Source organism: Geodermatophilus obscurus, from assembly GCF_900143215.1.
Classification (GTDB): Bacteria; Actinomycetota; Actinomycetes; order Mycobacteriales; family Geodermatophilaceae; genus Geodermatophilus; species Geodermatophilus obscurus_A.
Map to the genome: position 1 here is coordinate 1 of NZ_FRDM01000038.1, position 24,326 is coordinate 24,326.

Genomic DNA, 24,326 nt, shown 5'->3' on the forward strand with positions numbered 1-24,326 from the left:
CCGTCGCCGGCGACACCTCGATGCCGGTGGCGGCGGTGAACGCCGCGGCGTGCTCGGCCAGCGTCGCCTCCGGGCACTGCGCCAGTCGGCCGGGCAGCCAGGCGCGCACCGCCTCGGTCTTGACCGCCGCCGGACCGGGCTTGATCGCCCGCCGTGGCGCCAAGCTGCCGGTCTGGCGGCGCAACCGCACGTACCGCTCGATGCTGGGCACCGACACACCGAACACCGATGACGCCTGCTCCCGGCTCATTCCGGCGTCCACTGCCGCCAGCAGCTTCTCCCGAAGATCCACCGAATACGCCCGCATGGCCCGGGCCGTACCCACCCATCAATTCACCCGACCACCGCTGTCAGACGAGGACGGCCTCCAGGGCATCGGCCTGCTGCACCAGGTCCGCCGCGGTGGTCAGCCAGCCGGCCACCTGCAGCAGCGGCCACGGCTGCTCGTCGTCCAGCGAGGCCGTCGTCGCGACCAGTGAGGCCTGGGCCACGGCCCTGCACGCCATGTTCCGCATGACGAGCTCCTTCCATCGGTTGCCTGGACGGTCGGCACCGACGGACCCGGGATCCAGCCGGAAGACGGAGACGTCACCCCGACGGGGTGGACGCACACCGTCGCGGGCGGCCTGCGGGCGCTCGAGGGGCGCGGTGGAGCCGTTCCCCGGCTCCCGTCCACAATGGTCGGCGGCTGGTGGCGGCGGCGGGCCGCCTGCCGGGAGGAGCGTGGGGTGTGGCGGGCACGGGGACGGCGGCCGACGGCGACGACGCCGGCCGGGCGCTGCTCGCGCTGCCGGTGGACGCCGCGGGGATCGGGACGTTCGAGGTGGACGTCGCCACCGGCAGGCTCACCTGGAACCGCCGCATGTCCGAGCTGCTCGGAGTGGCACCCGAGGATGTCAGCGGCGAGCCGGCCGAGGTCCACCGGCACATCGACCCCGCTGACGTCGCCCGGGTGGCCGCAGACGTGGAGGCCGCGCTGGCGGGCATCGGCGGGTACACCGCCGAGTGCCGCGTGCCGCTCCCCGACGGCCGCACGCGGCACCTCTCCGCCCGCGGGCAGCTGATCACCGACGCGGCCGGCAACCCGCTCCGCCTGGTGGGCGCGGCCCTCGACGTGACCGCCGAGCGGAAGATAAGCCAGCGCGTCCACGCCGCGTTGGAGTCCCTCCCCATCAGCTACCTGGCCATGGACGCCGACTGGCGGATGACCTACCTGAACGCCCGGGCCGAGCGCCTCACCGGCCGCTCCCGCGACGAGCTGCTGGGCCGCACCCTGTGGGAGGCCTTCCCCGCCATCGTCGGGACCGTCTTCGAGGAGCGCTCCCGCCAGGCGCTGCGGAGCGGCGAGGCGATCACCTTCGAGGCCTCCCACCCGGAGGCGCCGGACGTCTGGGTGGAGGTGCGGGCGGTGCCCGGCAGCGGCGGGCTCGCCCTCTACTCCTCCGACGTCACCGACCGGCGCCGGGCGCAGGAGGTGGCCGCGGAGACGGCCCGGCGCAGGGCGCTGCTCGCGGCGGTCACCGAGCAGCTGACCGGCACGATGGACGCCGAGCGGGCGGTCGCCCACCTGGCGCAGCTCGTCGTCCCGGCGCTGGCCGACTGGTGCGTCGTCACCCTGGTCGACGACGAGGGACCGGCCGGCGGCCGGCGGAACCTGCGCGACGTCGGCTGGTGGCACGCCGACGAGGCGATGCGGACGACGCTCGACGCCTATGCGGAACGGCGCATCCCGGCCCTCACGGAGGACTCCTTCCTCCTCCGGGCGCTGGTCACCGGCCGGAGCGTCACGGTCGACTCGGGAGCCACCGCAGCCGTCCGGAGCGTGCTGGCCCCCGGTCAGACGCACGACCTGATCGCCCAGCTCGCCCCGGAGGCGATGGTCGTGCTCCCGCTGCGCGGGCGCGGGCGGACCGTCGGCCTGCTCACCCTGTTCAACGGCTCCACCCGCGCGTCGATGAACGCCGCCGGGCGGGACACCGCGACGGAGGTGGCCGCACGCGCCGGCCTGGCCCTGGACAACTCCCGGCTGTACCGGCAGCAGCGCGATCTGGCCGCCGGCCTGCAGCGGTCCCTGCTGACCAGGCCCGTGCAGCCGGACCACGTGCAGATCGTGGTCCGCTACACCCCGGCGGCGGAGGGCGCCGACGTCGGCGGCGACTGGTACGACGCGTTCATGCAGCCGGACGGGGCCACGGTGCTCGTCATCGGCGACGTCATCGGCCACGACACCGAGGCCGCCGCGGCCATGGGGCAGGCCCGGACCGTGCTGCGCAGCCTCGCCGCCGCCGGCCACGACGGCCCGGCCGAGGTGCTGCACCGGACCGACGAGGTCCTCGAGACCCTGCGGACGGGCATCCTCGCCACCGCGCTGGCGGGGCGGCTGGAGCAGGACGCGGACCTGCTCGAGCGCGGACTGACCCGCCTGCGGTGGTCCAGCGCCGGGCACCCGCCGGCCGCGGTCGTCGCTCCCGACGGCAGCGTGCGGCTCCTCGCCGGGGAGAAGGCGGACCTGCTGCTGGGGGTGGTACCGGACACGGCGCGGCAGGAGCACGAAGTCCTGCTGGAGTACGGCGCGACGGTCCTGCTCTACACCGATGGGCTGATCGAGGCACGCGACCAGCCCATCGAGGAGGGCCTGCAGCGGCTGCAGGAGACGCTGACCGACCTCGCCGCCGACGACCCGCCGCTCGACGAGCTGGTCGACCAGCTGCTGGAGCGCATGCTGCCGCCGCAGCCGGAGGACGACGTGGCGCTGGTCGCCGTCCGGTTGCACGACCAGCGCGGGCCGCGGCCGGCCGAGGCCGGGCCGAACCGCACGCCGCCGGGCTTCCCGGACACCTGATCCGCCGGGCCCGGCTCCCGGTTCCCCGCACCCCCCCCCGATTGGCGGGCGCGGAGCGCGGCCGGCCGGGAGAGACTCGGTCGGGCCAGCAGCGACGCGTGAGGGTCAGGTCATGGGGGACGGTGCCATGTCGGAGGAGTCCGAGGCGGGTGTCGGGGGGCGTTCCCGGTGGCGGCCGCTCGCGTCGCTGATCCCGGCGCGCTCCAGGCTGCACGCGCCCCTGTGGCGCGGCGCGGCCGTGGTGGTCGCCACCGCCACGCTGATGGCGTCCTCGCCGGTGGACGGCGCCGGGCGGCCGGCCGGGAGCACCGTGCAGGACCCGCCGCCGGCCACGTTCCAGGCGTTCTCCCACCCGGCCGGCCGACCTGCCTCCCCGACGTCCGCCGCCCCTCCGTCCGCGACCCCCGGGACGACCGCGTCTCCGGCGCCGAGCCCGACCGCGGCCGCGTCGGGCCTGGCGGCCGGCGGGATCCCGTCGGTGGCCAAGGCGGCCTACGACTCCGCGGCCGCGGCGGCGCCGGGCGGCTGTGGCATCGACTGGTCGCTGGTCGCCGCCATCGGCCGGGTCGAGTCCGACCACGGCCGCTTCGCCGGGGCAGTCCTGCAGACCGACGGGCGGTCGGCGCCCCGGATCATCGGGATCCAGCTGAACGGCAACGGCACGGCGGTCATCCGCGACACGGACGGCGGACGCCTCGACGGCGATACGGCATACGACCGCGCCGTCGGCCCGATGCAGTTCATCCCGTCCACCTGGGCGCGCTACGCCAGCGACGGGGACGGCGACAGCAGCAGCGACCCGTTCGACATCCACGACGCCGCTCGGGCCGCGGCCCGGTACCTGTGCGCCGCCGGTGGTGACCTCACCACCGTGGCCGGACAGCGCCGCGCCGTTCTGGCGTACAACCACTCCGACACCTATGTGGCGACTGTCCTGACCCTCGCCGCCCGGTACGCCGGGACGCCGCTGCCCACCGTGCCGACCGACACGGCGCCCCCGCCGTCGGAGCCGCCGGCGAACCCGGGGCCTCCGCCCGCTGTGCAGCCGGCCGTGAGCCCACCGCTACCCGCCGCGCCGTCGTCCGCCTCGCCGTCGACGACCGCTCGGTCCACGCCCCCGTCGGTGAGCACACCGCCGACGGTCCCCACGTCCCCGCCGACCACCACGTCCCCGCCGGTCACCCAACAATCGACGACGCCCCCTCCGAAGGCGACGCCGCCGGTCACGACCCCGCCGACGACACCCCCGCCGGTCACCACACCACCCGTGACCACACCGCCGACCGTCACGACGCCGCCGGCGACGCCGGTCACCACTCCCCCGACCACGACCCCACCGACGACCCCACCGACGACCCCACCGACGACGACGCCACCGACGACGCCACCGGTCCCGACTCCCCCGACCACGACGCCACCGACCACGACGCCGCCGACCACGACCTCGCCCGTCACGACACCCGGGTGCACCACCCCGGCGGTCGCGGCGCTCGGCACGGTCGACATCCGCGACGGCTCGGCGGACCCCGACGCGCGGGCCGCCGTCGGTGCCCGGGTGGTGGCAGCCGGCGGCACCGTCGGCGCCGTCACCGCCACCCAGGACGCGACCTCGGCCGTCCGGTACCCCGCCGACCGGAGTGCGGCGGCCACGGCGCTCGCCGACGCGCTGGGCCTGGCCGGCGGCGCGGAGGTCGGGGACGTCGCCCGGATCACCGTGGTCATCGGGGCCGGCGACGCCGCCCGGCTGGTCTGCGCCCCCTGACACCACGTGCAGGAGCCCCCGAACCCGAGCGTGGAACGGGGGCTCCTCCGTGGCTGCGCCGTCAGCCGGGCAGGTTGCCGATGATGGCCTCGGTGACCTCCACGGTGCCGGCACTGCCGCCGACGTCGCGGGTGCGGATGCCCTGACCAGAGGTCACCTCGATCGCGTGCTGCACGGCCTTGGCCTCGTCGTGCAGGCCGAAGTGCTCGAGCATCAGCGCCGCGCTGCCGATGGCGCCGACGGGGTTGCAGATCCCCTGGCCGGCGATGTCGGGCGCGGAGCCGTGGACCGGCTCGAACATGGAGGGGAAGCGTCGCTCCGGGTTGAGGTTGGCGCTCGCCGCGAGGCCGAGGCTGCCGGCGAGGGCGCTGCCGAGGTCGGAGAGGATGTCGGCGTTGAGGTTGGACGCGACCACGACGGAGAGGTCCTCGGGCCGGAGGACGAACTTCGCGGCCATGGCGTCGACCAGGACGCTCTCGGTCTCCACGTCGGAGTACTCGGCGGCGACCCGCCGGAAGACGTCGTCCCACAGGACCATGCCGTACTGCTGGGCGTTGCTCTTGGTGACGCTGGAGACCTTCTTGCGGGGGCGGGTGCGGGCCAGGTCGAAGGCGAACCGGATGATCCGCTCGCAGCCGACCTCGGTGAACACCGCGGACTGGACGGCGACCTCACCGCGGTCGTCCCGGGCACCGAAGTTGCGGCCGCCGAAGCCGGCGTACTCGCCCTCGGAGTTCTCCCGGACGACGACCCAGCTCAGCTCGGTGTCGTCCGCCTTGCGCAGGGGACTCCGGATACCGGGGAGGAACTCGACGGGGCGGACGTTGGCCCACTGGTCGAAGCTCTGGCAGATCTTCAGGCGCAGACCCCACAGGCTGACGTGGTCGGGGACGGTCGGCCAGCCGACGGCGCCGAAGTAGATGGCGTCGAAGTCCTCGAGCTGGTCGAGACCGTCCTCGTCCATCATCCGGCCGTGCTGGGCGTAGTAGTCCGAGCCCCAGGGGAACTCCTGCCAGTCGAAGGCGAAGCGGCCGTTCGAGGCGTCGGCGAGGGCGTCGAGGACGGTGCGGCCGGCCGCGACGACCTCGACGCCGACTCCGTCGGCGGGGATGGCGGCGATGCGGAACGTGCGCTGGGCGGTCATGACGGTCTCCGTGGGGACGACTGCTGGGGTCGTTCCCGAGTGAACGGCGTCACGCCCCACGGCGTCCAAGACGGATCGTCGATCGGCGTCATAGCCCCGGCCTATCGTTCAACGCAACCGGGCCGGCCGCCGTCTCCTGGTCGGACACGTGGCGCTCGGCACAGCGGACGAAGGCCTGGGCGGCCGGGGTGAGGGTGCCCGTCCGGAAGACGAGGGCGATCCGCAGCAGGACGGCGGGCTCGATCCGCCGGACCCGCGCGCCCGACCGCTGTGCCAGGGGCGCCCAGGACGACGGCAGTACCGCGTGCCCCACGCCGGCCAGCACCAACGGCAGGATCGACGTGCGGTGCTCGACCTCGACGACGACCTGCGCATCCACGCCGCTGGCGAGGACGTCGTCCACCAGCCCCCGCATGAGGCTGCCCCGTCTGCTGACGATGAGCCGCGCGCCGGCGAGGGCCTCGCGGGCCACCGCGGGTGTGGCCGGGTCGTCCACCGACCCGGGGTCCTCGCGCGCCTGGGGCGCGTCGTCCTCGGGCGGCGAGAGCAGCACCAGGGGTTGATCCTCGATCGGCAGGACGCGCAGCCCGCCGGTGTGCGGAGGCGAGGCCGCACCGAGGAGCCCGAGCTCGCTCCGGCCGGCCTTGACCGCGTGGACCACCTCCTCGGGGGTGAACGCCGCGTCAGCCGTGACCGTCATCGCCGGATGGGCAGCGGTGAAGTCGCGGATCAGGGTCGACAGCGGTTCCACGCCGGGGCTGGGCATCGCGATCAGCTCCACCCGGCCCCGCTGCAACTCGTGGACGGACCGGGCCGCGGCGCGGGCTGCCTCCAGGTCGCGGACCACCTGGCGAGCCGGTTCGATCAGCTGGGCGCCGGCGTCGCTGAGCACGATCCCGCGGCCGACCCGGTGGAACAGCGGCACCCCGAGCTCCCGCTCGAGCGTCCCGATCGCCTGGGACAGCGACGGCTGGGCGATGTAGAGCTGCTCCGCGGCGCGGCCGAAGTTCATGGTCTCGACGACGGCGAGGAAGTAGGTCAGCTGCCGGACGTCCACCGCGTCCCCTCCGGACGGACCGATAGGCCCAACCTACCGGTGCGGCAGCTGATGCGCCCGGGCGCTGACGACCGGGAGGACGGTGCACCTGTGCGGAGCGGTCGTGCCACCGGCCACGACGAGGCCGACGACGGCCGGGGCCCCTGCGGTCCCACCCCCTGTTCGGCCGGCCGGCTGTGCCTTATGGTTCCGCCATGTCCGACCAGCAGCGCACCACGACGCCGGATCGTCTCCGGCGCTAGCTGCTGCCTCGCAAGCAACCACTCAGCCCCGGAGCACCGCTCCGGGGCTGAGTCGTCCCGAGCCTGGGCTCCGGTGGCACGACCACGAAGGAGCTCCTGTGACCAGGCACGTGGAGCACGAACGTCCGGCGTCCGACCACCGGGACCTCAACGCCGACCTGTCCATCTACGCCACCGATCCGATGATCGGCGCCGGGTTGCCGCTGTGGCTGCCCGCGGGCGCCGTCATCCGGCAGGAACTGGAGCAGCTCGCGCGGGAGATCGCTCACCGCGACGGGTGCCTACCGGTCTACTCGCCCGTGCTGGGCAAGCGTGCGCTCTACGAGCGGTCCGGGCACTGGGAGAAGTTCAGCGACGACATGTTCCCCGCCATGCGCCTCGGCGGTGACGAGCTGGTGCTGCGCCCGGCCAACTGCCCGCACCACGCGATGATCTACGCCGCGGAACCACGCTCCTACCGGCAGCTGCCCATCCGGCTCAACGAGCTGGGGTCCATGTTCCGCGCCGAACGCTCCGGGGTCGTGAGCGGCCTGAGCAGGGTGCGGCAGATCTCGCTCGATGACACCCACGTGTTCTGCCGCCCGGATCAGGCCGCCGCCGAGCTCGCCCGAGCGCTGCGCTCGGCGCTCGAGGCCCAACGGGTTCTCGGCCTGCCGGTCGACCACGTCCAGCTGTCCCGCCGCGACGCCGGCGGCAGCTACCTGGGATCGGCTCCCCAGTGGCAGGACGCGGAGCAGGCGCTGCGCTCGGCGGCCGCCGAGGTGCTGGGCGCGGACGACCCCCCACTGGTGGAAGCCGTCGGCGAGGCCGCCTTCTACGGTCCCAAGCTCGATCTGCAGATGCGGGACCTGCGCGGTCACGAGGAGACCATCGCCACCGTCCAGTTGGACTTCAACCAGCCCGAACGGTTCGACCTGACCTACGACGCCGCGGACGGCACCCGCCGACGCGTCGTGATGATCCACCGAGGCACCCTCGGCGCGATGGAGCGCGTCGTCGCCGCCGTCCTGGAGCGCTACTCGGGCCGGCTGCCGCTGTGGCTCGCACCCGTCCAGGTCTGCGTCCTGCCGGTCGGTCCCGCTCAGGACGACCACGCCCACGCAGTGGTCGACGACCTGCGCGCCGCTGGACTCCGCGCCCGACTGGACACCGACGGGTCGTTGGGCGCTCGCATCCGGGCCAGCCGCCGGCGTCGGGACAACGTCATCGCGGTCACCGGGCCCGCCGAGGCGAGCGCCGATCTGGTCCACGTCACCGACCCGACCACTGACTTCACCGGGCCGGTTGCGCGGGCGACCTTCGTGGCGACCGTCCGCGGCGCCCATGCCAGCCGCTCCCGCCGCATCGCCTGGCCCGCCCCCGACGCGGACCACCACCCAGCGGGCCGGCCGTGAGGCAACGTGGCGCTGCTCTCCATCCGCACCTCGGAGTACTCGTCCCGGCTGTACTCACCGACGACCAGCTCGACCAGGTCACGGACCGCTTCGACGGACGGACCGCCCCAGGTGCACCGAGCGGTCGGGTGGTCGGGGGTCTCGGCGTGCACGGGCAGGTCGAGGCATTCCGGCAGGCCGGCGGCCAGCGCCTCCTGCTCTGCTTCCTCGAACGCCGACGGGTCGGAGGTCCGATGGGACGACGCCGACGTGCGACGAGCGGGCGGGATCACGTCCCCTGGACACGGGGGCGCCGAGTTCCCAGCACCCAGCCGCGCCGGCGCCACCCCAGGAGACCGCGCCTCCTCGCCCCGTCGTCCGCCGAGGTCAGCGGTTCCGGCGCGGCTCCTCGGCGCGGTTCTCGACGGCGCCGTGGCGCAGCAGGCTGGCGATGGTCAGGCCCAGGCCGCCCCAGATCACGATCATCGCCACCACCATCATCACGATCGCGGCCGTGCTCATCGGAGTCCTCCCTCGTCGTGCCCGGTCACCGGGCGGTTGCGGGGGGTCGGGTCCGTCGTGGGGGTCGCGTGCAACGGCGCCGCCGGATCGGACCCGGGTGGCGGCCCGTCCAGGTGGGTCCCGGCCCGCCACGGCAGTCGGGCGAGGAGGAAGCCGACCAGCGGCAGCGCTACGACCAGCAGCCAACCGAAGCCCAGGAGCAGCCAGCCGGGATAGCCCTCGTAGGGCGCGGCGAGGTCGTCCCGCAGCGCGAAGACCAGCACGATGGTCAGGCCCACCGGGGCGACGAGGCTTGTCAGCACGCGCCAGCCGGCGCCGACGCGGGGACGGCCGTGGACGTTGAGGTGCTCGCTGAGGCCGGTCAGCGCCCGGAGCGCCCAGGCGACGACCAGCATGCTGACCAGCGCCACGACGAGGATGCCGTACTGGTTGACGAAGTGGTCGACGACGTCGAGCACGTAGATGCCGCTCGTCGTGCTGAAGAGCACCAGGCTGAGCACTGCGGCGGGAACACCGACCACGAGGGTCGCGGTGCGGCGGCTGGTGTCGAGCTTGTCGCGGACGGCGGAGATCACGACCTCGATCACGCTGACCAGCGAGGTGATGCCGGCGATGACCAGCGAGCCGAAGAACAGGACGCCGAGGAGCGCGCCGGCCGGGGCCTGGCTGATGATCGTCGGGAAGGCGATGAAGGCCAGCCCGATCCCGTCGCTGGCGACCTCGCCGACCGCGACCCCGCCGGCCTGGGCCATGAAGCCCAGGGCGGCGAACACGCCGATGCCGGCGAGCAGCTCGAAGCTGGAGTTCGAGAAGCCGACGACGAGACCGGAGCCGATCATGTCCTCGCGACGGCCGACGTACGAGGCGTACGTGATCATGATGCCGAAGCCGATCGACAGCGAGAAGAAGATCTGACCGAACGCGGCAGCCCAGACGGGAGCCGAGGTGAGTGCCGACCAGTCGGGCGTGAACAGCGCGTCGAGGCCGGCAGCAGCGCCCGGCAGCAGCAGTGCCTGCACCACGAGGGCGGCGAAGGCGAGCACCAGCACCGGGATGAGGACCAGCGAGGTCGCACCGATCCCGCGCTGGACGCCGAGAGCCATGATCACGAGGACGGCCAGCCAGACGAGCACGAGCGGCACGAGCACCCCGGGCACCACGTCGGCGGTGACCTCGACATCCCCGGCCCGGAGGAACTCGCCGAAGAAGAACCCCTCGGGGTCGGCGCCCCACGCTTCATCGAGCGAGAAGAAGGTGTAGCGCAGCGCCCAGGCGATGACTGCCGCGTAGTAGGTGGCGATGACGAAGCAGATGCCCACCTGCCACCAGCCGAGTCCCTCGGTGCCGCGGCGCAGCCGGGCGAAGGAGAGCGGTGCAGAGCCGCGGTGGCGGTGGCCGATCGCGTAGTCCAGCAGCAGGAACGGGATGCCGGCGGTCAAGAGCGCGACGAGGTAGGGCAGCACGAAGGCACCGCCGCCGTTCTCGTACGCGACGTAGGGGAACCGCCAGATGTTGCCGAGCCCGACAGCCGACCCGATCGCCGCCAGGATGAAGACGCGCCTGGAGCTGAACGCGCCGCGGCGGCCCTTCTCGTCAGGCTGTCCCGTCGCTCGCCCCGCCGTCGTGCTCATGCGACCTCCTGGGTCGTGCTCCGCCGAGCCTGCAAGCTCATGGAGCACCGCTCTGCGTCGCGCTGTTCACGAGAGGATGGCAGGACTCAGGCGCCTCGGCTCTCGGAGAGCGCTGGATCCACGGTCGAGCCGTGGTTCGACGCCATCGGTCTTCGTCACGTCGGCCTGGTCTGCCGACCGACCTGCACAGGCGCACGCGGAGCTCGTCGCACGGGGTCGGGACCGGGTGACGCGGCCGAGGACCACCGTCGGTGCGATGCCGCGGACCGCCACGGTCAGGAGCACCACCTGAGCGGAGGTCAGCCTGAACACCCGTCGCCGAGGCCGCCTGACGCCACACGAGACGGCGAGCCGCCCCGGACCTCACGGTCAGGGGCGGTTCGCCGTTCTGCGAAGAGTCTCCACGCAATCCGCGAAGATCTCGGGGTGGGGTGTTCGTAGTTCCACGAACGGCGAGGTCCGAGCGTCTGTTTCTACGAACGGCGCCGGCAGCTTGCACCCTTCAGCTCCGGAATCAGCACCCGTGGTGAGCGGACTCGCCCCCACCACGCATCGGGGGCTGGTCGCACCTACCCAGCGGCCGGCCGTGAACGGTCGTGCGGGCAGGAGCGTGGGCCACGAGGACCCCCGGGTGGATGGGGCCTTCGACAAGCCACACCCCGCTCGGGGGTTCTCCTTCGTTCAACCCCTCATGCCGCTACCAACGTCCTGGCTCGGTACAGCTAGGTGTTCCGGACGGTGTCGCTCGACGGCGAACCGGGTGATCGCGGCGCCGGCGTCGACGCACCCGGCCCTCGAGGGCCGGGCGTCGCCTCGCGTGCCGTCGCGGTCGGGGGGACCTCTTCGCCGGCGCGCTGCATCTCCGCCATGGCCTTGATCATCTCGGCGAACTGCTCGGAGTCCGGCGGCACGAACCTGTCGGCGGTGGGTACTTGCTGCAGCACGTGCAGGAATTCCTCCAACTCCGTCCCGCTCGCGACGGGCAGGTGGGAGGAAAAGATCCGCCGCGGCTGGATCCGCCGGACGCGATCGAGGACCCGACCGAACTCGGCCTCGTCCGTGAGGTGCACCCAGGGCGAGTCCGACGTCGCCCAGCCGATCATGCCGCCGGCGAGAGCCTCCGGGGACACGTCGGACGCATCCTGCGTCGCCTCCGGAAGCAGCGCCCCGAAGGCGTCCACGGTGAACAGCGCCCCGGTGGACCGGTCCAGGACGCCGAGGGACATCGGGTTGTCGAACAGAGGCGGGGCGACCGCGGTCAGCGTGCGGTCACCCACGTGGATCTCGTCGCCCTCGCGGATGGCGTGCACCCGCTCCATCGGGATCGGCCACCACGTCGACATGCGCAGTGCGGCGAACCCGTGCGTGACGAGCTGCGCGTTCGGCGCCGCCTCCATGATCCGCTGGATGTTCCCGGTGTGGTCGGCGTCGTCGTGGGTGAGCCAGACCCACTTGAGGGCGCGCAGATCGATGATCGAGCTGACCGCGTCGATGAACTCGTCGGCATCGACGGCGATGCCGCTATCGATGAGGACCGGTTCCTCGGACGTGATCAGGTAGGCGTTGATCGGCAGGACCCCGACGCCCGGTAGTGACAGGTTCGCGGGGAGGACGTGGACGTCGTCCGATCCTTGGTAGGTGTCGTCCATGGGGAGCCTCCGGTGGTCGCACTCGTTGGCGGCGCCGAACCTAAAGCTGCTCCGGATCGCCCACCAGAGGCCTAGTCCTCCGGGTGACGCAGGCCTGCGGTTCCCGCTGCGAGACGTGACGGTGGGGCGGCCGGCCGCGTTGGACCCCCGCCTGTCGCAAGTCCGCGGGGCAGGATCGGGCGCCCGGGGTTCGCCCGGCCCGGTTGTAACGGGGGCGGACGCACGAGAGCCCCGGATCGGGTTCGACCGGGGGCTCTCGTGCGCAACAGGGGCGGTGGTGGGTGGGTGGAGGTGGCGGGAATCGAACCCGCGTCCTACGACGCATCACCAGGGCTTCTCCGAGCGCAGTCCGCTCTGTCTCTGCTCGACCCCACCGATCTCACGAACAAGTCGGTGTGACGGGCCCAGTCGCTGTTTGGTGTCCCGCGCGCGCCCGCGACCGGCACGCACGGTGAGTCATCTAGCTGATGCCAGGATCCGGGCCGATGACGAACCCGGGCTGACAGAGTCGCTCCGCTACTTAGGCAGCGAGGGCGAACTCGCGCTGACTGGAGTCGGCGCTTGTGTTGTTTCCGACGCGTGGTTAACGAGCTCATCGTCGGCTTCCTCGGCTCGCTTCCCCTGGTCATCCGACCGCAGTCGAGACCATTCACCCCCTGTGTAGTTGTGCAGACAGCCTAACGGCACCCGCCGACGGGTTGTTCCCGCGCCACCCCGGCCCGTCCCGACCCCCGCCGGCCTCCCTGCAGGGTCCCGCCGCCGGCCCCGTCCCGAGGCTCGCCCCGAGCGTGCGAGGGGTGAGGAGGACGGGGTCCTTCCACGGTGGGGAGCAGGGAGGTCCTTCCTCAGATCCAGCCGCGGCGCTTGAAGACGGCGTACAGCGCCAGGCTCACCCCGGCCATCAGCACCAGCGCGAACGGATAGCCCAGGTGCCACGAGAGCTCCGGCATGTCCTCGAAGTTCATCCCGTACACCGTGCCGACCAGCGTCGGCGCGAACAGGATGGCCGCCCAGGCGGAGATCTTCTTGACCTCCTCGCCCTGCGCGATCGAGGCCTCGGTGAGCTCGCGGATCTCCTCGTTCTGCCGCTGCGCGACCAGGGTCGCGTTCACGGTGAGGATGTCGCGCAGCTGCAACCGGAACCCCTCCACCCGCTCGTTGACCTGGACGACGTGGTCGGCGACGTCCCGCAGGTAGCTGCGCAGCTCCTCGTCCACGTCGTACTTGTCGAACCCCGCGGTGATCGCGGCGAGGATGCCGGTCAGCGGCCGGGCGGCGCGCTGGAACTCCAGCACCTCCTGCGACAGCTCGTAGATGCGCCGCGAGACGCCGGGGTCGCCGCGGAAGACCTCGGTCTCGATCTCGTCGATGTCGGTGGCCAGGCCCGCGACCACCGGTGAGTACCCGTCGACGACGGCGTCGAGGATCGCGTACAGCACCGCCTCGCTGCCCTTCTCCAGCAGCGCCGGCTCGCTCTCCAGCCGGCGGCGCACCCGGGAGAGGTCCGGGGACTCGCTGTGCCGCACGGTGATGGCGAAGTTCCGGCCGAGGAACAGGTGCAGCTCGCCGAACTCCACCTCCTCGGCGGCGTCGAGGTAGCGCGCGGCCTTGAGGACGACGAACAGCGTGCTGCCGTAGCGCTCGAACTTCGGCCGCTGGTGGGCCTTGATCGCGTCCTCGACCGCCAGGTCGGGCAGGTCGTACTGCTCGGCCAGCTCGCCGAGCTCGGCGGGCTCGGGGCGGTAGAGGCCCAGCCACACCAGGCGCTCGGGGTCCTCGACCAGCCACTCGTGGCTCTCGGCGACGCTGTCCGGGGTCGCCACCCGTCGTCCCGACGAGTAGACGGCGTTGTCGACGATGAGCGCCGGCCGGTCCGGTCCCGCGGGGGCCGGTGCGCCAGCCGGCGGGGGCGCGAGCGTCAGCTCGGGCCGCGGGCGGCGGGTCAGGGTGGACAGGGCGGTGAGGGACGCACGACGGCGGTCGACCACGGCGGACTCCCGGGGAGACGCTGGAGCGGGGGACTCGTCAGGGGTCCGCACCCCGCACGGCTCCGTCCCGGATCCCACCGCGGAGGGTGGGCGGACGGTCCTTCAGCGGGCGGTGCGGCCCCCGGTGCCGGTACTGGGCGGTTCACCGGGCACGCGCAGCACCTCCCGTCGTCCGTGGGCCGGCCCGTGGCGAGGACCGTCGTCCATCGTGGCACGCGCTGTCCACCCGGCTCCCCCGGCCGGGTGGACGGCGCCCGGCGGGTGGGTGCTCAGACGTCGTCCACGGGTCGGCTTCCGCGCCGCGGTCCGCGCCTCGCTCGTCGGCGCTCGCTGCGATGCTCCCGAAGCTGTCAGCCGACGTCCAGGACGAGGCCGATCAGGATCGGCAGCAGCACCACGATGAGGATCGCGCCGAGGACGTCGAAGGAGATCCCCGACCGGATCATCTTGGTGATCGGCACGACACCGGAGCCGTAGACGATCGCGTTCTGCGGCGTCGACACCGGCAGCATGAACCCGAAGGACGCCGCGAAGGTCGCCGCCAGCGCCGGGATGAACGGGTTGACCCCCGCGGCCACCGCCACCGGGATGATGATGGGAACGACCACCGCCGCCGAGGCCGTGTTGCTCGTCGTCTCCGAGATGATGATCGCCAGGATCACCGCGAAGATGGTGATCAGGAAGACGTTCGTCAGGCCCAGCGCATTGGCCGAGCTGGTGCCGATGGTCTCGGCCAGGCCGGTGTCGGCGAGCAGCGACCCGAAGATGATCCCCGTGCCGAACAGCAGGATCGTGCCCCAGTCGATCCTCGCGGCGTCCGACCAGTTGAGGGTGAAGTCCCGGCGCTCCCAGTTCGTGGGCAGCAGGAACAGCAGCGAGGCGCCGAGGACGGCCACGATGCCCTCGTCCAGCCGGTTGCCCACCTCGGTGTAGAGGTCGGAGTCGGTGCCGGCGGTGAGCGCGATGACGCCGGGGAAGATCCAGAAGGCCACGGTGATGCCGAAGGCGACGAGCGTGTTCTTCTCGGCCCGCGTCATCGGGCCGAGCGCCTCGCGCTCGTGCTGCACGTACTCGTGCACGCCCTCGATCCGCTTGATCTCCGGCCGGTTGAGCAGCAGCAGGACCGCGGCCAGCACCACGAACATCAGCGCGCAGATCGGCAGAGCCATGAGCATCCAGGAGAGGAAGCCGATGCGCTCGCCCGTCGCCTCCTCGATCAGCCCGCGGCCGATCAGGTTGGGCGGGCTGCCGACGGGGGTGAGCAGACCGCCGACGCTCGCGCCGTAGGCCAGCATGAGCATCAGCGCGACGCCGACCCGCAGCCGCAGCGGGTCGAAGTCCGGCGCCACCAGCTCCTTGTGCTGCAGCAGCTTGGCGATGACCGACAGGATGCCGATCGCGGTGGGCAGCAGCATCGCGACCGTGGCGGTGTTGGACACGAACGCCGACAGCAGAGCGGTGATCAGCCCGAAGGCGATGATGAGCCGCGCGGTCGAGCCGCCGACCCAGCGCAACGACAGGATCGTCATGGCGAACCGCCGGGCCACGCCGTGCTTGAGCATCGCCTGGGCCAGGATGAACGCGCCGATGAAGGTGAACACCGTCGTCGACCCGAGCGGGGCCACGGCGTCGTCGCCCGACACGACCCCGAGGACGGCGATGGCGCCGACACCGATCAGCCCGCCGATCGGGATCGGCACCGGCTCGGTGATCCACAGGACGATGACGCCGAGCAGCACTGCGGCGAGCAGGTGCTGGTCGCGCGGCAGGTCCAGGGGCAGCAGCGCGAAGGTGATCGTCACGGCCGGGGCGAGGAAGAGCCCGACCGTGCGGCGCCCCTTCTCGAACCGCTCCTCCGCCGGGCTCAGCTGTTGCTCGCCGAGGCTGCGGTAGGTGGCCGAGCCGCTGAACGCGGCGTCGACGTCGGTCCGCCGTCCGGGCCCCTGCTGCCGTTCGGTAGCGGTCATCACGCCCTCCCTCTGGACTGTGACGCAGACCATAGAGAGCGCAGGGCTATCCGGCGACCTCTCCCTCCGGGGGTGGGACCGCCAGGGCGACGAGGAAACGCGACACCATCGCGTAGCCGCCGACCAGCGCGGTCAGTTCCACGACCTGCCGGTCGTCGAGGTGCGCCCGGACGCCGGCGAACACCTCGTCCGGAACGGCGACGTCGCGGGTCGAGGCGTCGGTGAAGGCCAGGACGGCGGCCTGGACCGGCGTCCACACCGGCTCGCTCGCGGCGTCGGGGCGGCGCAGCACCTGCAGCTGCAGCTCGGCCAGCCCCGCGCGGCGGGCGATCGGCTCGTGCGCCGCCCACTCGAACTCGGCCTCGTTCAACGCCGCCACCCGCAGCACCACCAGCTCGACCAGATCGGCGGGCAGCGTCGTCGCGCCGCGCAGCGCGCCGAGCAGTGCGTTCCAGCCCTCGGCGACCGGCGGGCTGTGCAGCAGCAGCCGGTCCAGCGTGGAGAGCTCGCCGCCGCGGCGGGCGCGCATCAGCTCCGCCGCCGGCCCCTCCTCGGCCGCCTCCGGAACCCGGGGCTCGCTCACCGGGCCGCGAAGACGCCGGCCGGGTACGCGCCGTTCGCCACCAGCCGGCTCGACAGCCCGCGCCCCAGCTCGACGACCCGGGCGGTCCGCTCCGCACCGAGGTGCACCCACGGTGCCGCGGAGAGCTCGTCGGTGCCGGCCTCGACCTCGGCGCGCAGCCGGCGGCCCTCGTCGGTCAGCCCGACGTCGGTGAGCAGGCCCCGTGCGGTGAGGCGCTCGCAGGCCGCGGCCCACTCCTCCTCGCTCCACCCCCGGGTCGCCTTGGCGGTGGCCTCGGTGAAGCCGCGGCCGGTCGACGTGTGGGTGACCAGCGCCTCCAGACCGGTCATCCCCGACCGCAGCAGGCAGGCGACGTGCCCGTCCCCGCGGTGCTCGCGCAGCAGCGTGGCCCCGTGCCACAGCGACGGCACCGGCTCGTCGGGCCACGGCTGGTCGGCGTGCGCCGCGTAGAGCGGGCGGCCCTCCGGGGTGAGCGCGGTGCAGGCCTCGCGCAGCAGACCGGCCAGCTCGGCCACCTCCGGCGCGGCCGCGGCCTCTGGCCCGCCGAGCAGCCGGGTCAGCGAGGCGCGGGCCCCGTCGAGCCGGGCGGCGAGCACCTGCTCCGGGGAGGCGAGGGTCCACGCGCGTGGCACGTGCCGGGCCACCAGCGCGGGGGCGAAGTTCGAGAAGGTGGCGACGACGACGCCGGGCCCGACGGCGCCCATGGCGGCCGCCCGCCCGGCGAAGTAGCACATCCGGCCGGGGCGCAGCCCGACCGCCGTGAGGTACTCGTCCTGCTCGGGCGAGAAGTAGACGTGGTTGTGCAGCGGCTCCACGGCGCGGTGCGCGCGGGCGGTGTCCGGGGCGGGCTGATCGGCGCTGACCATGCGCCGGACCTTAGCGACCGTCGTCCGCCGGCCCCAGCGTGCGCAGCCAGCGGCGCTGCCACGGCGTCTCCACCGCGCGCGGGTGGTACCGCGCGCGGATCCACCGGACGGCGTCGTCGGCCGGCACCCCGTCGAGGACGGCGAGCGCGGCCAGCGCGGTGCCGGTGCGCCCGACCCCGCCGCGGCAGGCCACCTCCACCCGCTCCCCCGCCCGCGCCCGGCCGAGCGCCTCGGTGAGCGCGTCCCGGACGTCGTCGGGGTCCGACGGCACCCCGAAGTCGGGCCAGCGCACCCGGCGCGCCGGCCACGGCGGCAGCGGGCCGCTGCCGAGGACCACCGCCCGGTCGGCCGGGGACGCCGGGGCGCCCAGCCGGCGGCCGCGGACCCGGACGCCGGAGGGCAGCTCGACCAGCCCGGTGTCGTCGGCCCAGCTCATGGCACGGGCGGCAGGGTGCGGGCCCACTGGACGCGGGTGCGCACCGGCGCGAAACCCAGCCGCCGGTACAGGCCGAACGCGCCGGTGGGGTTCTCGGTGTCGACCTGCAGCCCCGCGGTGGCGCAGCCGGCGGCCGCGCCGGCCCGCAGCGCGGCGACGATCGCGGCCGACGCGATGCCGCGTCCCCGGGCGGGACGGAGGACCCCCAGCTGCCCCAGGTACGCCTGCTGGACGCCGGTCGCGCGGGTGTCGGCGTCGTAGACGTAGCCGAGCACGTAGCCGGCCACCGCCCCGTCGACGAGGGCGAGCACCGACAGGTCCGGCCGGAAGGCGCGCTGCCCGGTGAACCACGCCCGCCACGCGGTCGGATCGCGCTCGGCCGAGCCGTGGTGGTCGGTGAAGGCCGCGTTGTGCGCCCGCCGCACCTCCTCGTCGCGGTCGCAGTCGTAGGGCACCAGCTGGACGCCGGGCACCGCGGGCACCTCCGGCAGGCCGGTCAGCGGCCGCTCCATGTCGGCGTACCAGCGCTCGGCCGCGAACCCGGCCCGGCGCACCAGCGACTCCAGCGACCCCATCCCCGGGTACACCGAGACCGTGAGCCGCCCGGGTAGCTCGGGGTGGTCACGGCGGTGGAGCTCCGCGCCGCGGCGCAGCTGCCAGTCCAGCAGCGCCCGGCCGATGCCGCGCCCGCGCCAGGCCGGGTGCACCCGCCCCTCGAGGGCCACCCGGTGCTCCTCCCGCGCGCCGCTGGGCGACAGCACCACGGCCACCCCGACCGGCGTGCCGTCGGCGCTGCACACCGCCCGGCCGTCGCGGGACAGGTCGACCAGGTCGTCCACCCACCACTCGGCGAGGTCGTCGGCGTCGAGGTGCTCGCCGGTGTCGTCGGCCGGTTCGGCGGCGGCGAGCAGCTCGGCCGCGGCGGGGAGGTCGTCGGCGGTCATCGATCGGGCGGTGAGGCCGTCGGGCAGCTCGGGCACGGGCGCAGCGTAGGGACGGCAGCGGGGGTGGTCGACCGGGTTCCGCGGGTCCCTTGCGGCCGGGTGCGGGCGGGCGTCAGCATCGGCGCACGCCGCCGAGAGGAGGGCCCGGTGCCCCGCTTCCTGGTCATCGCCCGTTACGAGGCGCAGGGCGCGCGGGCGGTGATGGCGGCCGGCGGGTCGGCCCGCCGCAGCGCCTTCGAGCACGCCGTCCTCGACCTCGAGGGGCGGCTGGAGAGCTTTGACTTCGCCCTCGGCGCCGACGACGTCTACGCGGTCGTCGACCTGCCCGACACCGCGGCGGCCGCGGCCCTGTCGCTGACGATCAGCGGCGGCGGCGTGGCGACGGTCCGCACCGTCGTCCTGCTGACGCCGGAGGAGGTCGACCGGGCCGCCCGGCTGCACCCGGACTACGCGCCCGGACTCCGCTGATCGCCCTCGGCTCCCCGGAGGACTACCGCGAGCCGGCTCCCACCACGGCCCCGGCCGTGACCCGCGCCAGGAACGGCAGGACGGTCTGCTCGAGTGCGACCGGGTCGTCGAGCATCGGCCAGTGCCCGCTGTCCCCGAGCACGACGACCTGCGCCCCGGGGAACGTCTCGCGCTGCCGCTCGGCGTCCGCGACCGGCAGGTAGGGGTCGTGCCGCCCCCACACCACCAGCACCGGCCGGTCGACGCCCTGCAGCCGCCGGTGCAGGTCCTCGGAGACCGCGGCCACGTCGGTGGCGCGGTACAGCCGGAGCACGGCGCGCTGCGTGCCGGGGTCCTCGAGGCTGCGGTACAGCCGCTCGACGGCGTCCCGCGGCAGGCCCCGTGGGGTGCCGCGCTGCAGCAGCAGCCGCGACGCCGGGAGGGTGCTGGTGCGCAGCGCCAGCTCACCGAGCCCCGAGGTGCGCCAGATCCGCGCCACGGAGTGCCAGCGGTGACCGCGCAGCACCCCGACGCTCACGAGCGTGGCGCTGGCGAACCGGTCGGGGCGGTCGGCCGCCCACGCCAGCCCCCAGTGCCCGCCGAAGTCGTGGAGCACCAGGTGCGCGCGGAGGACCCCGAGCCCGTCGAGGACACCGGCCAGGTGCCGGGCGTAGCCGTCGACGGTGTAGACGAAGCGGTCGGGCTTGTCCGCGCCACCGAAGCCGGGCATGTCCGGGGCGACGACCCGGGCGAACACGCCGGTCCGGGCGCGACCAGGCGCCGCCAGTCCTCGGCCGGGCCGGGGTTGCCGTGCACGAAGACGACGGCCTCGTCGGCGTCCGCGGGCCCCGCGGTCAGGTACGGCGACCGGACGCCGGCCACGGTGACGGCGCCCTCGGTCACGGGTGCCAGGTCGAACCGGGTGGTGCTCATGCCCGCACCTCCTGCTGCTGCTCGGCCGGCGTCCGGGGCGTCGGGACCGCGGCCGTCGGCGCGGCCGACGCCGCCGGCACCCGTCCGGACCGGATCGCCGCGGCCAGGATCCTCGGCCGGAACAGCGCCGTCGGCCGTTCGAGCATCCCGATCGTCCGGGCGTAGACGTCCGAGACCACCGCGTCGTGCGTCGCGGCGGCGTCGATCCGGTCGAGGTAGCGGTGCATGACCCGCGTGACGGGGCCGGCGGTCGCGCCCGTGGTGGTCGGGAAGCGCAGGTCCTCCCCCGTGGCGAACACCCACGGGTCGGCGTTGCGCCGGGCGAGCGCTCGTTGGAACCGGCGTCCCACATCATGGAGGTCGCCGTCCGTACGCCGTCGGCGCTGGGCGCACAGGCACTCGTCGAGGGTCTCCGCGGCGACGGCGGCCGTGCTCATCCCCTGGCCGTAGATCGGGTTGAACGAGCAGGCGGCGTCACCGAGGACCACGAACCGTTCCGGCCACCGTCGCATCCGCTCGAAGTGCCACACGCGGTTGACCGTCCCCCGGTGCCCGCGGACCTCGGTGACCGGCTCGGCGCCGGCGAGGGCCTCCGCGATCACGGGGTCCCGGAGGCTCCGCAGGAAGCTCTGGAGCCCCTCCTCGTCCGTCGGTGGGTGCTGCCCGGCGGCGCCCATCACACCGAGGATCCACTGCCGGTCCTCGATCGGGAACAAGTAGCCGGTGCGCGGCTGGTGCGGCGGACCGGAGAAGAGCATCACGGCCTTCCAGTCCGCCCTGAAGCCCTCGGGGACCCGGTAGATGCGGCTGGCGTAGGCGATGTCCGGGTCGACCTGCGTCCGCGTCGGCTCCGGGTACCCGAGGTTGGCCAGCCAGTGCGGGGCCCGCGACCCGCGCCCGGACGCGTCGACGACCAGGGCGGCGCCGACGGAGGAGCGCTCGCCCCCCGCCACCCGGCGCAGGGACACCCCGCGGACCTCGCGGCCGTCGCCCGACGACTCCAGCGCGGTCACCTCGGTGCCGTCGAGGACCCTGACGCCGGGCAACTCGGCCAGCCGCCGGCGCACCGTCGCCTCGATGAGCGGCCGGCTGGCGCTCAACGCCGTCCACCCGGGGGCTCGGCGGTCGATGCACCCGGCGCGGTCCAGGATGAGGGCGTCCCCCGGGGATGCGCACCGGAACGGCACCCGCCGCCTCGAGTTCCTGACCGAAACCGGGGAACAGCCGCTCGATGACACCGAGCCCCCGCGCCAGGAGGACGTGGGCGAACCTGTCCTGCGGCACTCCCTTACGGGGTGCGGCGCCGTCGGGCAGCCGGTCCCGCTCGACGACCGTCACCCGGTCGACGTGCCCGGCGAGCACACGGGCGGCCAGCAGGCCGGCCATGCTGGCGCCGATCACCACCGCGTGGCCCGTGCCCGGCTCGCGCGCGACAGGTGTCTGGGTCATCTCCGGACCTCCCCGGCGGAATGGTGGCTCCACCTCCAATGCACACCGGGACGGGTACGGGGATCCAGTGGCGAAGTGCCCTGCGCGGCCCTCAGGACGCCAGCGAGAACAGCCGCGCGCCGTTGTGCCAGAGAACCGCGCGCAGCCACTCCTCCCCCAGGTCGAGGCGGTGCAGCGCGGCCAGCTGGTGGGCGTACGGGTACGGGATGGAGGGGAAGTCGCTGCCGAGCAGCACCTTGTCCCGCAGCGCGGCCAGCCGCGGCCGCAGCGCCGGGTCGAAGGGCATCAGCCGCTCGGTGAAGTCGGTGGCGAACATCGTGGTGTCCAGGTGCACCCGCTCGTACCGCTCGGCGAGGTCGAGGAAGGCCGCGTACTCGGGCATGCCGAGGTGGGCGATGACCAGCTGCAGGCGCGGGTACCGCTCGAGCAGGCCGGTCATCGGCGCCGGCCCGGTGTGCTCGCCGCGCAGCGGACCCGACCCGCAGTGGATGACGACCGGGGTGCCGGTCTCCTCCAGCCGCGCCCACACCGGGTCCAGCAGCGGGTCCCGCGGGTCGAAGGCGCCGACCTGGACGTGCACCTTGAACACCCGCACGCCGGCCGCCAGTGCCGCCTCGACGTCGCCGGTCACCCCCGGCTCGGGAAAGAAGGTCGCCGACCGCAGCACCTGCGGGTGCGCGGCCGCGAACTCCCGCGACCAGTCGTTGAGCCACGCGGCCATGCCGGCCTTGTGCGGGTAGGGCAGCGTCGGGAACGCCCGGACGCCGAGCCGGTCGAGCACCGCCAGCCGCTCGTCGTCCGGCAGCGGGTACTGCACCGGCCAGGCGGCGCCGTAGTGCGTCCGGGCCTGCGCGAAGTACTCCCAGACCTTGGCCTGCACCCGCTCGGGCAGGAAGTGCACGTGCACGTCGACCAGTCCGGGCAGGCCCAGCTCGCGCCAGTACCGGGGGACGTCGGCGTCGTCGACCGGCGGCGGGACGGGGCTGCTCACCGGAGCGTGACGACGACCTTGCCGCGCACGTGCCCGTCCGCGACCAGCTCCTGCGCCTCCGCGGTCTGCTCCAGCGGGAACGCCCGGGCGATCGGCACCCGCAGCTGACCGGCGTCGGCCATCCGGCCGAGCTCCTCGAGGTGCTCGTGCTCGGGGCGGACGAAGACGTAGCGGCCGCCCATCTCGTTGACCACCGGGTCCACGACCGAGGTGATGCGGGCGCGGTCGCGCACCTGCTTCGGGGCGTCGGCCAGCGTGTCGCCGCCGACCAGGTCGAGGACGGCGTCGACCGGCTCGGACAGCTGCCCGCTGATCGGCCCGGCCGAGTAGTCGAACACCTCGGCGACCCCGGCGTCGCGGAGGAAGCCGTGGTTGCGCGGGCTGGCCGTGCCGATGACGTGCGCACCCAGGGCGACGGCGATCTGGACGGCGGAGAAGCCGACCCCGCCGGCGGCGCGGTGCACCAGCACCCGCTCGCCCTCGCGGACGTCGAGCGCCTCGGTCAGCGACTGGTAGGCGGTGAGCCCCGCCAGCGGCAGCCCGGCCGCCTCGGCGAAGGACAGCGACTCCGGCTTGTGCGCCAGGCAGCGCTGCGGCGCGGGCACCAGCTCGGCCGTCGTCCCCCACTGGACGTCGTCCCGGCGGACGTAGCCGAACACCTCGTCACCGGCGGCGAACGCGGTGACCGCCGGGCCCGCGGCCTCGACGACCCCGGCGACGTCCCAGCCCGGGACGATCGGCAGGTGGTGCGGGTAGGCGCCGGTCAGCCCGCCGGCGCGGATCAGCACGTCGACCGGGTTGACGCCGGCGGCGTGCACCCGCACCAGCACGGTGTCAGGGCCGACCGGCGGGTCGGGCAGGTCGTCGCGCAGGATCAGGACCTCCGGGCCGCCGTACCGGTCGTAGGCCACACCGCGCACTTACCGCCGCCCCTTCACGTACCGCCCGAAGGCCCGCTGGATCTCCCGGCGCGAGTCGCGCTCGGCCAGGTCCTGCCGCTTGTCGTAGGACTTCTTGCCCTTGGCCAGGGCCAGGGTCGCCTTGACCTTGCCGTCCTTGAAGTACAGGTCGAGCGGCACGAGGGTGAGGCCGCCTTCCTTGGTCTTGCCGATCAGCTTGTCGATCTCGGCCCGGTGCATGAGGACCTTGCGCTTGCGCCGCGGGGCGTGGTTGGTCCACGTGCCCTCGGTGTACTCGGGGATGTGCACGTGCTGCAGCCACACCTCGCCGCCGTCCACCGTGGCGAAGCCGTCGATGAGCGAGGCGCGGCCGGCACGCAGGCTCTTCACCTCGGTGCCGGTGAGCACCAGGCCCACCTCGTAGGTGTCGAGGATCGAGTAGTCGTGCCGCGCCTTCTTGTTCTGGGCGATGAGCTTCCGCCCCTCTTCACGCGGCATGGGCCCAGGTTACTGCGGCCCCGGAACGCGACGAGATCTGCACAGTGGCGGCCATCGGGGCACTGATGGCGACCACTGTGCAGATCTCGCGGAGACCTCGAGA

Annotated in this window: 22 protein-coding genes and 1 other RNA gene; 4 read left to right on the top strand and 19 right to left on the bottom strand. The window is 73.8% G+C overall.

Features of this window, described 5'->3' with window-relative positions; translation table 11 throughout:
* On the bottom strand, window positions 1-307 hold a 307-nt coding region (locus tag BUB17_RS21180), incomplete at its 3' end, for an IS630 transposase-related protein (protein WP_244277202.1).
* A gap of 43 nt (window positions 308-350) precedes the next feature.
* Window positions 351-515, bottom strand: coding sequence for a hypothetical protein (locus BUB17_RS27080; protein WP_175561443.1), 165 nt, complete (start codon window positions 513-515; stop codon window positions 351-353).
* 215 nt (window positions 516-730) lie between these two features.
* Between BUB17_RS27080 and BUB17_RS21185 the strand changes: the two genes are divergently transcribed.
* Entirely contained in the window at window positions 731-2,842 is a 2,112-nt protein-coding gene (locus BUB17_RS21185) for a SpoIIE family protein phosphatase (RefSeq protein ID WP_072920660.1), read from the top strand.
* A 112-nt stretch (window positions 2,843-2,954) separates the two neighbouring features.
* Window positions 2,955-4,604, top strand: coding sequence for a lytic transglycosylase domain-containing protein (locus BUB17_RS28340; protein WP_208983558.1), 1,650 nt, complete (start codon window positions 2,955-2,957; stop codon window positions 4,602-4,604).
* A 61-nt stretch (window positions 4,605-4,665) separates the two neighbouring features.
* Here the strand turns inward: BUB17_RS28340 and BUB17_RS21195 are convergent, their stop codons facing one another.
* Both BUB17_RS21195 and BUB17_RS21200 read right to left on the bottom strand, forming a co-directional pair.
* Complete coding sequence (locus BUB17_RS21195; protein WP_072920662.1) at window positions 4,666-5,748, bottom strand: tartrate dehydrogenase; 1,083 nt, start codon at window positions 5,746-5,748, stop codon at window positions 4,666-4,668.
* An 88-nt stretch (window positions 5,749-5,836) separates the two neighbouring features.
* Window positions 5,837-6,805, bottom strand: coding sequence for a LysR family transcriptional regulator (locus BUB17_RS21200; protein ID WP_072920663.1), 969 nt, complete (start codon window positions 6,803-6,805; stop codon window positions 5,837-5,839).
* A gap of 340 nt (window positions 6,806-7,145) precedes the next feature.
* Here BUB17_RS21200 and thrS point away from each other — a divergent pair, with 340 nt between their 5' ends.
* Window positions 7,146-8,441: a threonine--tRNA ligase gene (thrS, locus tag BUB17_RS21205; RefSeq protein ID WP_208983560.1), complete on the top strand. Its 1,296-nt coding sequence runs from the start codon at window positions 7,146-7,148 to the stop codon at window positions 8,439-8,441.
* A gap of 366 nt (window positions 8,442-8,807) precedes the next feature.
* Here the strand turns inward: thrS and BUB17_RS21210 are convergent, their stop codons facing one another.
* The 10 genes from BUB17_RS21210 to BUB17_RS21255 all read right to left on the bottom strand — a co-directional run bounded on the left by BUB17_RS21210 (window position 8,808) and on the right by BUB17_RS21255 (window position 19,042).
* The gene (locus BUB17_RS21210) at window positions 8,808-8,942 is read right to left on the bottom strand and encodes a methionine/alanine import family NSS transporter small subunit (protein ID WP_083606493.1); all 135 of its coding nucleotides are present in this window, start codon (window positions 8,940-8,942) and stop codon (window positions 8,808-8,810) included.
* On the bottom strand, window positions 8,939-10,573 hold the full coding sequence (locus BUB17_RS21215) for a sodium-dependent transporter (RefSeq protein ID WP_072920664.1): 1,635 nt from the start codon (window positions 10,571-10,573) through the stop codon (window positions 8,939-8,941). Before BUB17_RS21215 ends, BUB17_RS21210 begins: the two co-directional genes overlap by 4 nt.
* A 722-nt stretch (window positions 10,574-11,295) precedes the next feature.
* Complete coding sequence (locus BUB17_RS21220) at window positions 11,296-12,222, bottom strand: oxygen-binding di-iron domain-containing protein (RefSeq protein ID WP_072920665.1); 927 nt, start codon at window positions 12,220-12,222, stop codon at window positions 11,296-11,298.
* A 283-nt stretch (window positions 12,223-12,505) separates the two neighbouring features.
* Window positions 12,506-12,879: a transfer-messenger RNA gene (ssrA, locus tag BUB17_RS21225) on the bottom strand.
* A gap of 188 nt (window positions 12,880-13,067) precedes the next feature.
* A complete protein-coding gene (locus BUB17_RS21230) occupies window positions 13,068-14,210 on the bottom strand; it encodes a magnesium and cobalt transport protein CorA (RefSeq protein ID WP_083606494.1) in 1,143 nt (380 codons plus the stop codon).
* Between the two features lie 350 nt (window positions 14,211-14,560).
* Window positions 14,561-16,177 (bottom strand): SLC13 family permease, encoded by a 1,617-nt coding sequence (locus tag BUB17_RS21235; RefSeq protein WP_072920667.1) that lies wholly within the window; start codon window positions 16,175-16,177, stop codon window positions 14,561-14,563.
* Window positions 16,178-16,223: 46 nt separating this feature from the next.
* A complete protein-coding gene (locus BUB17_RS21240) occupies window positions 16,224-16,760 on the bottom strand; it encodes a carboxymuconolactone decarboxylase family protein (protein ID WP_208983562.1) in 537 nt (178 codons plus the stop codon).
* Entirely contained in the window at window positions 16,757-17,626 is an 870-nt protein-coding gene (locus BUB17_RS21245) for an SCO6745 family protein (RefSeq protein ID WP_072920668.1), read from the bottom strand. The genes BUB17_RS21240 and BUB17_RS21245 overlap by 4 nt, the downstream gene beginning before the upstream one ends.
* Before the next feature lie 10 nt (window positions 17,627-17,636).
* On the bottom strand, window positions 17,637-18,062 hold the full coding sequence (locus tag BUB17_RS21250; protein ID WP_072920688.1) for a protein-tyrosine phosphatase family protein: 426 nt from the start codon (window positions 18,060-18,062) through the stop codon (window positions 17,637-17,639).
* Window positions 18,059-19,042 carry a GNAT family N-acetyltransferase gene (locus BUB17_RS21255; protein WP_072920669.1) on the bottom strand — a complete coding sequence of 328 codons (984 nt, stop codon included), beginning with the start codon at window positions 19,040-19,042 and terminating at the stop codon, window positions 18,059-18,061. Before BUB17_RS21255 ends, BUB17_RS21250 begins: the two co-directional genes overlap by 4 nt.
* Before the next feature lie 111 nt (window positions 19,043-19,153).
* Here BUB17_RS21255 and BUB17_RS21260 point away from each other — a divergent pair, with 111 nt between their 5' ends.
* Entirely contained in the window at window positions 19,154-19,474 is a 321-nt protein-coding gene (locus BUB17_RS21260) for a GYD domain-containing protein (RefSeq protein ID WP_072920670.1), read from the top strand.
* A 22-nt stretch (window positions 19,475-19,496) separates the two neighbouring features.
* Here the strand turns inward: BUB17_RS21260 and BUB17_RS27085 are convergent, their stop codons facing one another.
* The 5 genes from BUB17_RS27085 to smpB form a co-directional block, all read right to left on the bottom strand.
* Complete coding sequence (locus BUB17_RS27085; protein ID WP_175561444.1) at window positions 19,497-20,210, bottom strand: alpha/beta fold hydrolase; 714 nt, start codon at window positions 20,208-20,210, stop codon at window positions 19,497-19,499.
* 172 nt (window positions 20,211-20,382) lie between these two features.
* Window positions 20,383-21,486, bottom strand: a complete 1,104-nt coding sequence (locus BUB17_RS27090; protein WP_175561445.1) for an NAD(P)/FAD-dependent oxidoreductase — start codon at window positions 21,484-21,486, stop codon at window positions 20,383-20,385.
* 440 nt (window positions 21,487-21,926) lie between these two features.
* Window positions 21,927-22,826, bottom strand: coding sequence for an amidohydrolase family protein (locus BUB17_RS21275; RefSeq protein ID WP_072920672.1), 900 nt, complete (start codon window positions 22,824-22,826; stop codon window positions 21,927-21,929).
* Complete coding sequence (locus tag BUB17_RS21280) at window positions 22,823-23,746, bottom strand: NADP-dependent oxidoreductase (protein WP_072920673.1); 924 nt, start codon at window positions 23,744-23,746, stop codon at window positions 22,823-22,825. The genes BUB17_RS21275 and BUB17_RS21280 overlap by 4 nt, the downstream gene beginning before the upstream one ends.
* The gene (gene smpB, locus BUB17_RS21285) at window positions 23,747-24,223 is read right to left on the bottom strand and encodes an SsrA-binding protein SmpB (protein WP_072920674.1); all 477 of its coding nucleotides are present in this window, start codon (window positions 24,221-24,223) and stop codon (window positions 23,747-23,749) included.
* Between the last annotated feature and the right edge of the window lie 103 nt (window positions 24,224-24,326).

Bases quoted from the DNA above. Each gene is read 5' to 3' on its own strand.
- BUB17_RS21245 (WP_072920668.1), bottom strand. From the start codon at position 17,626: ATGGTCAGCGCCGATCAGCCCGCCCCGGACACCGCCCGCGCGCACCGC.
- BUB17_RS21250 (WP_072920688.1), bottom strand. From the start codon at position 18,062: ATGAGCTGGGCCGACGACACCGGGCTGGTCGAGCTGCCCTCCGGCGTC.
- BUB17_RS21195 (WP_072920662.1), bottom strand. From the start codon at position 5,748: ATGACCGCCCAGCGCACGTTCCGCATCGCCGCCATCCCCGCCGACGGA.
- BUB17_RS28340 (WP_208983558.1), top strand. From the start codon at position 2,955: ATGGGGGACGGTGCCATGTCGGAGGAGTCCGAGGCGGGTGTCGGGGGG.
- BUB17_RS21235 (WP_072920667.1), bottom strand. From the start codon at position 16,177: ATGACCGCTACCGAACGGCAGCAGGGGCCCGGACGGCGGACCGACGTC.
- BUB17_RS21220 (WP_072920665.1), bottom strand. From the start codon at position 12,222: ATGGACGACACCTACCAAGGATCGGACGACGTCCACGTCCTCCCCGCG.
- BUB17_RS27080 (WP_175561443.1), bottom strand. From the start codon at position 515: ATGCGGAACATGGCGTGCAGGGCCGTGGCCCAGGCCTCACTGGTCGCG.
- BUB17_RS21215 (WP_072920664.1), bottom strand. From the start codon at position 10,573: ATGAGCACGACGGCGGGGCGAGCGACGGGACAGCCTGACGAGAAGGGC.
- smpB (WP_072920674.1), bottom strand. From the start codon at position 24,223: ATGCCGCGTGAAGAGGGGCGGAAGCTCATCGCCCAGAACAAGAAGGCG.
- BUB17_RS21210 (WP_083606493.1), bottom strand. From the start codon at position 8,942: ATGAGCACGGCCGCGATCGTGATGATGGTGGTGGCGATGATCGTGATC.